General features: G+C 59.7%; 10 protein-coding genes. 8 read left to right on the forward strand and 2 right to left on the reverse strand.

The window, feature by feature from the left end:
• The first annotated feature begins 79 nt into the window (after positions 1–79).
• The 8 genes from dusB (at position 80) to hflX (ending at position 10,182) form a co-directional block, all read left to right on the forward strand.
• Positions 80–1,081 (forward strand): tRNA dihydrouridine synthase DusB, encoded by a 1,002-nt coding sequence (gene dusB, locus FHT76_RS34330; protein WP_405049297.1) that lies wholly within the window; start codon positions 80–82, stop codon positions 1,079–1,081.
• Entirely contained in the window at positions 1,078–2,232 is a 1,155-nt protein-coding gene (locus FHT76_RS34335) for a nitrogen regulation protein NR(II) (RefSeq protein WP_183864195.1), read from the forward strand. Before dusB ends, FHT76_RS34335 begins: the two co-directional genes overlap by 4 nt.
• A complete protein-coding gene (gene ntrC, locus FHT76_RS34340; protein ID WP_016553855.1) occupies positions 2,229–3,680 on the forward strand; it encodes a nitrogen regulation protein NR(I) in 1,452 nt (483 codons plus the stop codon). The genes FHT76_RS34335 and ntrC overlap by 4 nt, the downstream gene beginning before the upstream one ends.
• 188 nt (positions 3,681–3,868) lie before the next feature.
• Positions 3,869–6,139: a PAS domain-containing sensor histidine kinase gene (locus FHT76_RS34345; RefSeq protein WP_183864196.1), complete on the forward strand. Its 2,271-nt coding sequence runs from the start codon at positions 3,869–3,871 to the stop codon at positions 6,137–6,139.
• The gene (locus FHT76_RS34350) at positions 6,129–7,493 is read left to right on the forward strand and encodes a sigma-54 dependent transcriptional regulator (protein ID WP_183756917.1); all 1,365 of its coding nucleotides are present in this window, start codon (positions 6,129–6,131) and stop codon (positions 7,491–7,493) included. Before FHT76_RS34345 ends, FHT76_RS34350 begins: the two co-directional genes overlap by 11 nt.
• Before the next feature lie 60 nt (positions 7,494–7,553).
• The gene (locus FHT76_RS34355; protein WP_183864197.1) at positions 7,554–8,417 is read left to right on the forward strand and encodes a D-amino-acid transaminase; all 864 of its coding nucleotides are present in this window, start codon (positions 7,554–7,556) and stop codon (positions 8,415–8,417) included.
• A gap of 110 nt (positions 8,418–8,527) precedes the next feature.
• Complete coding sequence (hfq, locus tag FHT76_RS34360; protein WP_064692060.1) at positions 8,528–8,770, forward strand: RNA chaperone Hfq; 243 nt, start codon at positions 8,528–8,530, stop codon at positions 8,768–8,770.
• A gap of 77 nt (positions 8,771–8,847) precedes the next feature.
• Complete coding sequence (hflX, locus tag FHT76_RS34365; RefSeq protein ID WP_183864198.1) at positions 8,848–10,182, forward strand: GTPase HflX; 1,335 nt, start codon at positions 8,848–8,850, stop codon at positions 10,180–10,182.
• A gap of 69 nt (positions 10,183–10,251) precedes the next feature.
• Here the strand turns inward: hflX and mazG are convergent, their stop codons facing one another.
• Both mazG and FHT76_RS34375 read right to left on the reverse strand, forming a co-directional pair.
• Positions 10,252–11,085 carry a nucleoside triphosphate pyrophosphohydrolase gene (gene mazG / locus FHT76_RS34370; RefSeq protein ID WP_183864199.1) on the reverse strand — a complete coding sequence of 278 codons (834 nt, stop codon included), beginning with the start codon at positions 11,083–11,085 and terminating at the stop codon, positions 10,252–10,254.
• Positions 11,086–11,091: 6 nt separating this feature from the next.
• On the reverse strand, positions 11,092–11,679 hold the full coding sequence (locus FHT76_RS34375) for a nucleoside deaminase (protein WP_183864200.1): 588 nt from the start codon (positions 11,677–11,679) through the stop codon (positions 11,092–11,094).
• Positions 11,680–11,811 lie beyond the last annotated feature (132 nt).

Genomic DNA, 11,811 nt, shown 5'->3' on the forward strand with positions numbered 1-11,811 from the left:
CGCGCACTGCCCTCTTGGCAAGCCATTCAAACCTGTCTAAAAATAGTGCACGCATTCGGCGTGCCTGAAAGATAATCAATTGCTGGACTTTGACCTCGCTTCACCTTTGCGGATTGGACCTGTGGAAGTCAGGAACCGTGTTGTTCTGGCCCCTATGTCCGGCGTGACGGACATGCCGTTCCGGCAGCTGGCGTGGCGTTATGGCGCCGGGCTTGTGGTCACGGAAATGGTTGCGAGCCGTGAACTGGTCAATAGCACTGCCGAATCATGGGCGCGCCTCGAAAGCGCGGGTTTTGAGCCCCACATGGTGCAGCTCGCTGGCCGTGAAGCGCATTGGATGGCCGAGGCTGCGAAGATCGCTGCCGATCATGGCGCCGACGTCATCGATATCAACATGGGATGCCCCGCCAAAAAGGTGATTGGTGGCTACTCCGGCTCCGCCTTGATGCGCGATCCTGACCATGCCCTCAGCCTCATTGAGGCGACAGTCAAGGCGGTCAGCGTTCCCGTAACTCTGAAGATGCGGCTCGGTTGGGACGAGAATTCAATCAACGCGCCCGATATCGCACGTCGAGCAGAAGACGCTGGCGTCCAGTTGATCACCATCCACGGCCGCACGCGCATGCAGTTCTACGAAGGCCGGGCCGACTGGGATGCGATCCGCGCGGTTCGCGATGCCATTGCGGTGCCCCTGGTTGCAAACGGCGATGTCGAAACCGTCGAAGATGCACATGAGATCCTGCGTCGCTCGGGAGCCGATGCCGTCATGATTGGCAGAAGCTGTCAGGGCAGGCCATGGCATGCCGGCGTACTGGCTGGCAAGACGGCGCCGGAAGTGTGGGAAGTCCCCGACATCGCCACCGAGCATTACAGAATGATGCTCGAGTTCTACGGTGAGGCAGTTGCCGTTCGCCATGCAAGGAAGCACCTTGGCTGGTATCTCGAACGTTTCGCGCCTGGTCTTGCTGCGCAGGAGAAGGCCGCGATCATGACCGCGCGCGAGCCCGATGAGGTAGCTGCAAGGTTTTACGAGGCATTGATGGCTGCGGCATCGAACACGCAGACCCGGGAGGCTGCATGACGAATGACGTGCCATCGTCGATCGACAACGGCGGTAGCGCAGTTGCGATCGCTGTACTCAATGCGATCCAGAATCCGGTCGTGATGGTGAACGAGGCCGGCCTCGTCGCTTTCGCGAATTGGGAGGCGGAGGCCTTCTTCGGTGCAAGCGCCGCCCACCTTGCCCGCTACAAGATCTCGACCTTCATTCCGTTCGGCAGTCCGCTGCTGGCCTTGATCGATCAGGTTCGCGAACGGCGGGCGCCGATCAACGAGTATCGTGTCGACCTCAGCTCCCCGCGCCTCGGGCAGGACAAGCTCGTCGATCTGTATGTTGCCCCTGTTGTCAGCGATCCGGGTTCCGTCGTGATTGTCTTCCAGGAGCGATCTATGGCGGACAAGATCGATCGGCAGCTGACGCATCGCGCGGCGGCCCGCTCGGTCACCGGGCTTGCATCTATGCTGGCGCATGAGATCAAGAATCCGCTGTCTGGCATTCGCGGTGCGGCACAGCTGTTGGAGCAATCGGTCGTTGATGACGACCGCGCTTTGACGCGGCTGATCTGCGACGAAACCGACCGCATCGTCTCGCTCGTGGATCGTATGGAGGTCTTCTCGGACGAGCGGCCCGTTGATCGGATACCAGTCAATATTCACTCCGTTCTCGATCATGTGAAGGCCGTGGCGAAGGCCGGATTTGCGCGGCACCTCCGGATTACCGAGAACTACGACCCGTCGCTGCCGTCGGTCTACGCAAACCGTGATCAGCTCGTGCAGGTGTTCCTCAATCTCGTAAAGAATGCCGCTGAGGCTGTGGGCGATCGCCCGGATGGCGAGATCGTTTTAACGACGGCTTATCGCTCCGGCATTCGTCTGTCGGTCGCCGGGACCCGCGAAAAGATCTCGTTGCCGCTGGAGTTTTGTGTTCAGGATAACGGTCCCGGCGTGCCAGCTGACCTCCTGCCGCATCTGTTTGATCCATTCATTACGACGAAGACGAACGGCAGTGGGCTTGGCCTCGCGCTCGTCGCGAAGATTATCGGTGATCATGGCGGCATCATTGAATGCGACAGCCAGAACAACCGCACGACATTCCGCGTCTTGATGCCGGCCTCCAAGGACGCATCGATGGACGACGCAACGACCATAACTCCCACAGGACCTACTCGATGACAGCAACGATCCTCGTCGCGGATGATGATGCGGCAATTCGTACCGTGCTTAATCAGGCTCTGAGCCGCGCCGGCTATGACGTGCGAATTACCTCCAACGCCGCCACGCTCTGGCGTTGGGTGTCGGCGGGTGAAGGCGATCTTGTCGTGACCGATGTCGTAATGCCGGACGAGAATGCTTTTGACCTGTTGCCGCGGATCAAGAAAGCGCGTCCCGATCTCCCGGTCCTCGTCATGAGCGCCCAGAACACGTTCATGACAGCGATCAAGGCTTCCGAGAAGGGCGCCTACGATTATCTGCCGAAGCCGTTCGATCTGACCGAACTGATTGGTATCATCGGCCGTGCGCTGGCCGAGCCGAAGCGTAAACCTGCCAAGCTCGACGAGGACATGCAGGACGGTATGCCGCTTGTCGGTCGTTCGGCGGCGATGCAAGAAATCTACCGCGTCCTTGCTCGCCTGATGCAGACCGATCTGACGCTGATGATCACCGGCGAATCTGGTACCGGCAAGGAACTTGTGGCGAGGGCGCTGCATGACTATGGCAAGCGCCGCAACGGACCGTTCGTCGCCATCAATATGGCTGCAATTCCGCGCGACCTGATCGAATCCGAGCTATTCGGCCACGAGAAGGGTGCATTCACGGGCGCCCAGACACGTTCCACCGGCCGCTTCGAGCAGGCAGAAGGCGGCACGCTGTTCCTCGATGAAATCGGCGATATGCCGATGGACGCTCAGACGCGGCTACTACGCGTCCTGCAGCAGGGCGAATACACCACAGTCGGGGGGCGCACGCCGATCCGTACCGACGTTCGGATCGTCGCGGCGACCAACAAGGACTTGAAGCAGGCGATCAATCAGGGGCTTTTCCGCGAGGACCTGTACTACCGCCTGAATGTTGTTCCACTGCGTCTGCCGCCGCTGCGTGATCGTGCCGAGGATATACCGGATCTGGTGCGCCACTTCGTCCAGCAGGCGGAAAAGGAGGGACTTGGCTCCAAGCGTTTCGATCAGGAAGCGCTCGATCTGATGAAGGCCTATGCCTGGCCGGGCAACGTGCGCGAGCTGGAGAACCTCATTCGGCGGCTGATGGCACTTTATCCACAGGATGTGATCACCCGGGAAATCATCGAAGCCGAGCTTCGGTCGGATGTGCCCGACAGCCCTATCGACAAGGGGCCGATCCGCAATGGCAACATGACGATCGCCCAAGCTGTTGAAGAAAACATGCGGACATACTTCGCCGGTTTCGGCGACGGCCTGCCGCCGCCGGGACTTTACGACCGTGTGCTGACGGAAATGGAGTACCCGCTGATTCTTGCTGCCCTTACCGCGACGCGCGGGAACCAGATCAAGGCTGCCGATCTCTTGGGACTGAACCGCAATACGCTGCGCAAGAAGATCAGAGAGCTGGGCGTATCGGTGTATAGAAGCTCCCGAACTGCTTGACAATGTGACCGGCGACGTTGCATTTTCGCCACAATGCGTTGCTTAGAAGTCACGCATGGGGCTCGGGTTTTCGCAGCTGTCTAAGAGCGCAACGACACGGGTTGTTGTCGCACAGGCAGGCTGACGGTTTCCGCGCCTGTCCGCGGGAGCGGCGGAAGCGAGTGTCTGCCGCCAGGAGAATTAAGCGAATGGAACAGGATGCAGTGCCGCCGCCGGCGGAAGGCGAAGCTGTCACGGCAGTGACCGATCGCCGTGCCCTGTTTGCGCTGCCGGGCCTGATTCTTGCCGGTGGTGCGCTTCTCTGCGCCACGCTGACGCTGTTCGTGCTGCTGGGGCTGACACCTATCGCGCCGACCTATCACGTCGTGGTCACCTCGGTCGTCGTGAACTCGTTCTTCGTGCTCGGCCTAATGGCGTTGATCGCGCGCGAGGTCTCTCGCCTGCTCAAGGCACGCAAACGCGGGCGAGCGGCGGCGCGGCTTCACATCCGCATCGTTGTACTTTTCTCGATCGTCGCGATCACTCCGGCGATCCTCGTCGCCATCTTCGCCAGCATCACGCTGAACGCCGGCCTCGACCGGTGGTTTGCGCTTCGGACGCAGTCGATCATCAGTTCCTCCCGCAATATCGGGCAGGCCTACATGATGGAGAATGCGAGCTACTTGCAAGGCCAGACGGTGTCGATGGCGAATGACCTCGAACGCAACCGAGCGCTGTTCAATCTCGATCGCACGGGCTTTTCCGACCTTATGACTCGGCAGGCCCGTGGACGCGGGCTTCTTGGCGCCTTCCTTGTCCAGTCTGACGGTTCTGTGATCATTCAGGCCGATATCAAGACCGAGAAGCCATTGCCGGCGATTCCTCAGGACGCTCTGGATAAGGCGGCCGCCGGACAGCCGACCCTGATCCCGCCAGGCATCACCAACCTCGTCGGCGCCATCATCAAGCTTGAGGCGATCGATGGGGCGTTTCTCTACACTGTTCGCGCCGTGGACCCGAAGGTTATGGGCGCCATGCGGATGATGGAGGAGAACGCCACCGAGTACAAATCGATGGAGGCGGGGCGCTTCTCGCTGCAGATCGCCTTCGCGGTTCTGTACATCGGCTTTGCCTTGATCGTTCTGCTGGCCGCCATCTGGACAGCAATCGCCGTCGCCGACCGCATCGTGCGTCCGATCCGCTTGTTGATTACAGCCGCCGACAGTGTCGCTTCTGGCAACATGGATATCATTGTTCCCGTTCATGCTGTGGACGGCGACGTTGCCAACTTGTCACGTACTTTCAACAAGATGATCTCGGAAATTCGCACGCAACGTGATGAAATTCTGGAGGCCAAGGATGAGGTGGACGACCGTCGACGCTTCATCGAAGCGGTCCTTTCCGGCGTCACGGCCTCGGTTATCGGCGTCGAGCACGACCGCAGGATCACAATCGTCAACAGTTCGGCGGAAGCGCTGATGGCCCTCTCGGCCTCAGAGATGCTCGGCAAGCAACTCTCCGAGATCGCACCTGAAGTCGACCAGGTCCTGACGGAAGCCGCATCCCGCTACCGCGGCGATTTCCGCAAGCAGATTGCCCTTGTCCGAGCCGGGACCGTCCGGACGCTCAGCGTGCAGGTCACGCGCGAAGAAGTGCGCGACATGAGCGAATCCTATGTCATTACGCTCGATGACATTACTGACCTTGTCATCGCGCAGCGCTCGACCGCATGGGGCGACGTCGCTCGCCGTATTGCCCACGAGATTAAGAACCCGCTGACGCCGATTCAGCTGTCAGCAGAACGCATCCAGCGCCGCTATGGCAAACAGATCAACCAGGATGACCGCAGCGTCTTCGATCAGTGCACGGAAACGATCATCCGGCAGGTCGGCGACATCGGCCGCATGGTAGACGAGTTCTCTTCCTTCGCCCGGATGCCGAAGCCGACCAAGGAGCCAAGCGATCTGCGCAAGATCCTGCACGATGCCGTGTTCCTGCGCGAGATGGGCAATAGTCATGTGAACTTCCTGCAGGAACTGGGTGACCAGCCGCTGGAAGGGCAGTTCGACAGCCGCATGCTTGGTCAGGCCTTCGGCAATTTGATCAAGAATGCGGTTGAAGCGATCGAGGCGGTGCCGAGCGGAGAACGCGACGAGCGCAAGGTCCTGGTAAGAGCTTCGCTCGACCCGGTACGCGACCGCTTTACCGTCGATGTGATTGATAACGGTCGCGGTCTACCGGTGGAGAACCGCCACAGAATTCTGGAACCCTACATGACGATGCGCGAGAAGGGCACGGGCCTCGGACTAGCGATCGTCAAGAAGATTATTGAGGAACATGGCGGGCAGCTCGAACTTCACGATGCGCCCGCTGATTTCGACCAGGGAAGAGGGGCTATGATCCGCGTGCAACTGCCACGTCTGGAAGCCGCGCCGTCCGCCCTGGCCGCAAGTGACAAGGAAAGCGTTTATGGCCTCTGATATTCTGGTCGTCGATGACGAGCACGACATCCGCGAGATCGTCTCCGGTATCCTGTCTGATGAAGGACATGAGACCCGCACCGCACATGATAGCGACAGTGCGCTGGCTGCGATCTCCGATCGCGCCCCGCGGCTGATCTTTCTGGACATCTGGATGCAGGGCAGCAAGCTCGACGGTCTGGCGTTGCTCGACGAGATAAAGACACGGCACCCGGACATTCCTGTTGTCATGATCTCCGGCCACGGAAACATCGAGACCGCCGTGTCGGCGATCAAGCGAGGGGCCTTCGATTTCATCGAAAAGCCGTTCAAGGCCGACCGACTGATCCTCATCGCCGAGCGCGCGCTTGAGAATTCAAAGCTCAAGCGCGAAGTCTCTGAACTGAAGCGCAAGGCCGGCGATCCGGTCGAGCTTATCGGTACCTCCGTTGCAGTCTCGCAGCTCCGCCAGACGATCGAAAAGGTATCGCCCACCAACAGCCGCATCATGATTTTCGGCTCGTCGGGTTCCGGCAAAGAGCTCGTCGCGCGTATGATCCACAAGAAGTCGACGCGTGCAAACGGCCCATTCGTGGCGCTGAACGCCGCCAACATCACGCCCGACCGCATGGAGATCGCTCTCTTCGGTACGGAAGGCTCTCCGGGCCAGCCGCGCAAGATCGGCGCCTTGGAAGAGGCGCACCGCGGCATTCTCTACCTGGACGAAGTCGGCGAAATGCCGCGAGAGACGCAGAACAAGATCCTGCGTGTTCTCGTCGATCAGCAGTTCGAGCGCGTCGGCGGTTCCAAGCGCGTGAAGGTCGATGTTCGGATCATATCGTCGACAGCCTACAACCTGGAGACCCGCATCGCCGAGGGTTGGTTCCGGGAAGATCTTTATCATCGCCTTGCCGTCGTACCGGTGCGCGTGCCTGCACTCGCCGAACGGCGCGAGGACATTCCGTTCCTAGTCGACCAACTGATGCGGCAGATCTCCGAGCAGGCCGGCATCCGCCCGCGCCGGATCGGCGATGACGCGATGGCCGTGCTGCAGGCCCATGATTGGCCGGGCAACATCCGCCAACTCCGCAACAACATTGAGCGGCTGATGATTCTCGCCCGTTCGGACGGCCCTGATGCGCCTATTACGGCGGAAATGCTGCCGACCGACCTCGGCGACATGCTTCCGAAAGTCTCGGCGAAGAACGACTATCACATCATGACGCTGCCGCTTCGCGAAGCGCGCGAAATGTTCGAGAAGGACTACCTGATTGCGCAGATCAATCGCTTCGGCGGCAATATCTCGCGCACGGCGGAGTTTGTCGGCATGGAGCGCTCGGCTCTGCACCGCAAGCTGAAGTCGCTCGGCGTTTGATTGAGATGGCGCTGCGGCGCCGTCTCCCATTTTCCCGCACATATCCACGCACAGGTTTCCATGCCCAGAATAGCCTACGTAAACGGCCGCTATGTCCCACACGCGAATGCGATGGTCCATATCGAAGACCGCGGCTATCAGTTCGCTGACGGCGTCTACGAAGTCTGCGAGATAAGACACGGCTATATTGTTGATCTTACCCGCCACCTGAACAGGCTGGAGCGGTCACTGGGTGAGTTGCGCATTGCCTGGCCGATGAGCCGCAATGCGTTGACTCGAGTTATTCGCGAAACTGTGCGACGCAATCGGGTTCGTAACGGCCTCTTCTATCTGCAGGTCACCCGCGGTGTTGCGCGACGTGACCATGTGTTTCCAGTCGAGGGAACGCCATCCTCCCTGGTGATCACCGCCAAGAGCACGGATCCCTCTGTTATCGCGAAAAAGAATGCGACGGGCATCAAGGCGATCACGGTTGCGGACAATCGCTGGGACCGAGTCGACATCAAGTCCGTCGGCCTCCTGCCGAACACCCTGGCGCGCCAGCAGGCGAAAGAAGCCGGTGCGCAGGAAGCGATCTATGTCGACGCGGACGGCATGGTGAAGGAGGGAGCCGCCACCAACGTCTGGATCGTCGATCGTGACGGCACACTCGTTACGCGCCCGGCCGACCGCGGTATCCTCCGCGGCATCACCCGCACGACGCTGATCGACGTGGTAGCCAAGCTGGGAGTGAGAATCGAGGAGCGGAAATTCTCGGTCGCGGAGATGCTCGCCGCACGCGAAGTCTTCATCACAGCTGCCACGAGCATCTGCTTTCCGGTTGTGTCGATCGATGCGCAAACGATCGCAAATGGCCATCCCGGCAGTGTCTCCCAGAAAATCCGGGAAGCCTTTTTCGACGTTGCGGAAAAGATTGCGATTTGATACCAAGACTTTCTGGGCAGAGGGGATGAGGGTTGTCAGCTGCCTGCAGGCGAGGTTGATTAGTATTCCACCGGCAAAACAAAGCCGGCAATAAAGAAAGAAGCGGCGCGATGGCGGAACGTTCTCAGAATTTGCAGGACCTATTTCTCAATACTGTTCGCAAGCAAAAGATTTCCCTGACAATTTTTCTCATTAACGGCGTTAAGCTGACGGGCGTCGTTACGTCCTTCGACAACTTCTGTGTTTTGCTTCGCCGTGACGGCCATTCGCAACTCGTGTATAAGCACGCAATCTCGACCATCATGCCCGGCCAACCGATGCAGATGTTCGAAAACGAAGAAGCCGCCTCCTAACGGGACCTGCAATTATCTCGACACGCGATACCAAGAACGATTCGATCATCCCGGAAGCTTTAAAGCACCGGGATGATATGCGCGCGACTGTTGTCGTGCCTGTGCTCAAACAGCCGCGTGCTGGGCGGGGAGGCGGCGATTCTACGCCCCTGGTTACACGCACACCAGAAAGTCGCCTGGAAGAGGCGACTGGCCTTGCCCAGGCTATCGACCTTGATGTCGTGCACGGCACTATCGTGTCCGTCAACGATCCGAGGCCCGCGACGCTGATGGGCACCGGCAAGATCGCAGAGATCAAGGCAACGTTGGATGCCAACGATTCCGGCCTCGTGATCGTCGATCACCCGTTGACACCAGTGCAGCAGCGCAATCTCGAGAAGGAATGGAACGCCAAGGTTATTGACCGCACCGGTCTTATCCTTGAGATCTTCGGCCGACGCGCGTCGACCAAGGAAGGCACGCTGCAGGTCGATCTGGCGCACCTGAATTACCAGAAGGGCCGTCTGGTCCGCAGTTGGACCCACCTTGAACGCCAGCGCGGTGGCGGTGGCTTCATGGGTGGTCCCGGTGAAACCCAGATCGAAGCCGACCGCCGTTTGCTGCAAGACCGTATCATCAAGCTCGAGCGTGAGCTTGAGCAGGTGGTGCGCACGCGCCAACTCCATCGCGCGAAGCGCAAGAAGGTGCCACATCCCATCGTTGCGCTCGTCGGCTATACCAACGCCGGCAAGTCAACGCTTTTTAACCGCATCACGGGTGCAGGCGTGCTTGCCGAAGATATGCTCTTCGCAACGCTCGACCCGACGCTGCGCCGGATGAAGTTGCCACATGGCCGTACCGTGATCCTCTCAGACACCGTTGGTTTCATTTCGGACCTTCCGACCCATCTTGTCGCCGCTTTCCGCGCGACGCTGGAAGAGGTGTTGGAAGCGGACTTGATCCTTCATGTCCGCGACATGTCCGACGTCGACAATCAGGCGCAGAGTGCCGACGTGCTCCGCATCTTGAAGGACCTCGGCATCGACGAGGAAGAGGGCGACAAGCGGATCATCGAAGTCTGGAACAAGATCGATCGCCTTGAGCCGGAAGCGCACGATGCGATCGTGCAGAAGGCAAGTAGTGCCGAGAACGTCGTCGCCCTGTCCGCGATCAGCGGCGAGGGCGTCGATACGCTAATGGGAGAGATCAGCCGCAGGCTGTCGGGCGTGCTGACGGAGGCGACAGTACGCCTGCCTGTCGACAGGCTCGCGCTGCTGCCGTGGCTTTACGATCATGCGATTGTCGATAGCCGCGAAGACAATGAAGACGGCTCCATCACACTTGACGTGCGCCTGTCTGAAGCTGAAGCGGTCGAACTGGAACGTCGCCTTGGCAACGGGACGAAAGCCGCTAAAGAGGACTGGGAGCGCTAACGCAAGCCCGCCGGGACGACCGGCTTCGCGCTTCCGCAAGCGACTGTCTTCGCGCTAGGTGTCCTGGGGTCAGCCCAGCCGCCGTTCGATTGCCTTCGCTGCCTGCCAGATTTCCTCCATCCGCTCCAGACTCGCAGCCTCCAGTGTCTCGCCTTCTGCATCAAGAACCGTTTCTATATGATTGAAACGTCGGCGAAACTTCGTGTTAGTACCCCGCAATGAGTCTTCAGGATCGGCCTTTACGTGCCGGCCAATGTTGACGACCGCGAAGATAAGATCGCCGAGCTCATCGCTGACCTTTGCTTGATCCCCATCAGCCAGCGCAACGCGCAGTTCGCCAATCTCTTCCTCGATCTTGTCGAGGATCGGTTCAGGAGCGGACCAATCAAATCCCACCTTTGCGGCGCGCTCCTGGAGCTTCAACGCTTCGGTGAGGGCAGGGAAGCTCCGTTGGACGGACCCCAGGAAACCAGCGTTGAAATCCTCGCCGAGGCCGCGCTTGGATCGTCGTTCCGCGCGCTCGCGTTTTTCGGCCTGCTTGATATCATCCCACTGCTTCTTCACCGCATCCGGCGTGTCTGCATCGGAACGGGCAAAGACATGCGGATGCCGGCGGATCATTTTCCGCGTGATCGCCTCGACGACGTCGCCAAATGAGAACTCGCCTGCCTCTTCCGCCATGCGTGCGTGGAAAACGACCTGCAACAGCAGGTCTCCCAGCTCTTCGCAAAGGTCGTCCATGTCATTGCGCTCGATCGCGTCGGAGACTTCGTACGCTTCCTCGATCGTGTAGGGCTTGATTGTCTCGAAGGTCTGGACGATGTCCCACGGGCAGCCAGTTTCGGGATTGCGCAGCGCGGCCATGATCTCGATCAGGCGGGAAATGTCTTTGGAGGCTTCCATGGTCACTCAGTTCAGTGGAATGTCGTTGTCGCTCTTCGATGCCTGGTAGCTGTTCGAGAGCGTGTCGTAACGCGCCTTGATGCGCGCAGTCTGTGCCTTCAACTCGGCCTTCAAATGCTCGTCTTCGGTCTCAACCAGATCGGCGACGGCAAAGCTGTTCCAGAATGCATTGCTGCGCCTGTAGCCGCCCGGTTCCAGGCCGAAAACCTCCTTCAGGATCTTGAGGTCGTGCGGAATGGCGAAGGCGTCGCGCGAATCCTCGTGGCTAAAGAAATAGTAGAAATTGTCGAACCCGGCCCAGGTGATAGCCGACATGCACATGGTGCAGGGTTCGTGCGTCGACAGAAAGATGAGATCCTTGGTGGCCGGCTTTTCGCCCAGTTCGTAGAAGCGCTTCAGCGTGTGCACCTCGCCATGCCACAGCGGATTTTCAAGCTCGTTGTTGGTCTCTGCGATGACGAGCGAGAGATCTGATTTGCGCAGGATCGCGGCGCCGAACACCTTGTTGCCGGCAGCGACGCCGCGTTCGGTCATCGGCAGGATCTCCTTTTCCATGACGTTGAGCAGGCGGGCGGCGATAGTCTTATCGGGCATGGCGTTCTCCTTGGTGGCTGCACTCTAACGGCAGCGGCAGGCGAGGCAAACGCCGATTTCGACAGCGAGCGGGATTTGTCACAGTCTTTCTGCTGCGCTGCGGCAGACGCAGGTGTGTCCGCTGCGCCGCAC

It is taken from the genome of Rhizobium sp. BK176 (assembly GCF_024808055.1).

Excerpts from the sequence above, each read along its gene's own strand:
- FHT76_RS34335 (WP_183864195.1), top strand. The coding sequence starts at position 1,078 with ATGACGAATGACGTGCCATCGTCGATCGACAACGGCGGTAGCGCAGTT.
- ntrC (WP_016553855.1), top strand. The coding sequence starts at position 2,229 with ATGACAGCAACGATCCTCGTCGCGGATGATGATGCGGCAATTCGTACC.
- FHT76_RS34345 (WP_183864196.1), top strand. The coding sequence starts at position 3,869 with ATGGAACAGGATGCAGTGCCGCCGCCGGCGGAAGGCGAAGCTGTCACG.
- FHT76_RS34350 (WP_183756917.1), top strand. The coding sequence starts at position 6,129 with ATGGCCTCTGATATTCTGGTCGTCGATGACGAGCACGACATCCGCGAG.
- FHT76_RS34355 (WP_183864197.1), top strand. The coding sequence starts at position 7,554 with ATGCCCAGAATAGCCTACGTAAACGGCCGCTATGTCCCACACGCGAAT.
- hfq (WP_064692060.1), top strand. The coding sequence starts at position 8,528 with ATGGCGGAACGTTCTCAGAATTTGCAGGACCTATTTCTCAATACTGTT.
- hflX (WP_183864198.1), top strand. The coding sequence starts at position 8,848 with ATGCGCGCGACTGTTGTCGTGCCTGTGCTCAAACAGCCGCGTGCTGGG.
- mazG (WP_183864199.1), bottom strand. The coding sequence starts at position 11,085 with ATGGAAGCCTCCAAAGACATTTCCCGCCTGATCGAGATCATGGCCGCG.
- FHT76_RS34375 (WP_183864200.1), bottom strand. The coding sequence starts at position 11,679 with ATGCCCGATAAGACTATCGCCGCCCGCCTGCTCAACGTCATGGAAAAG.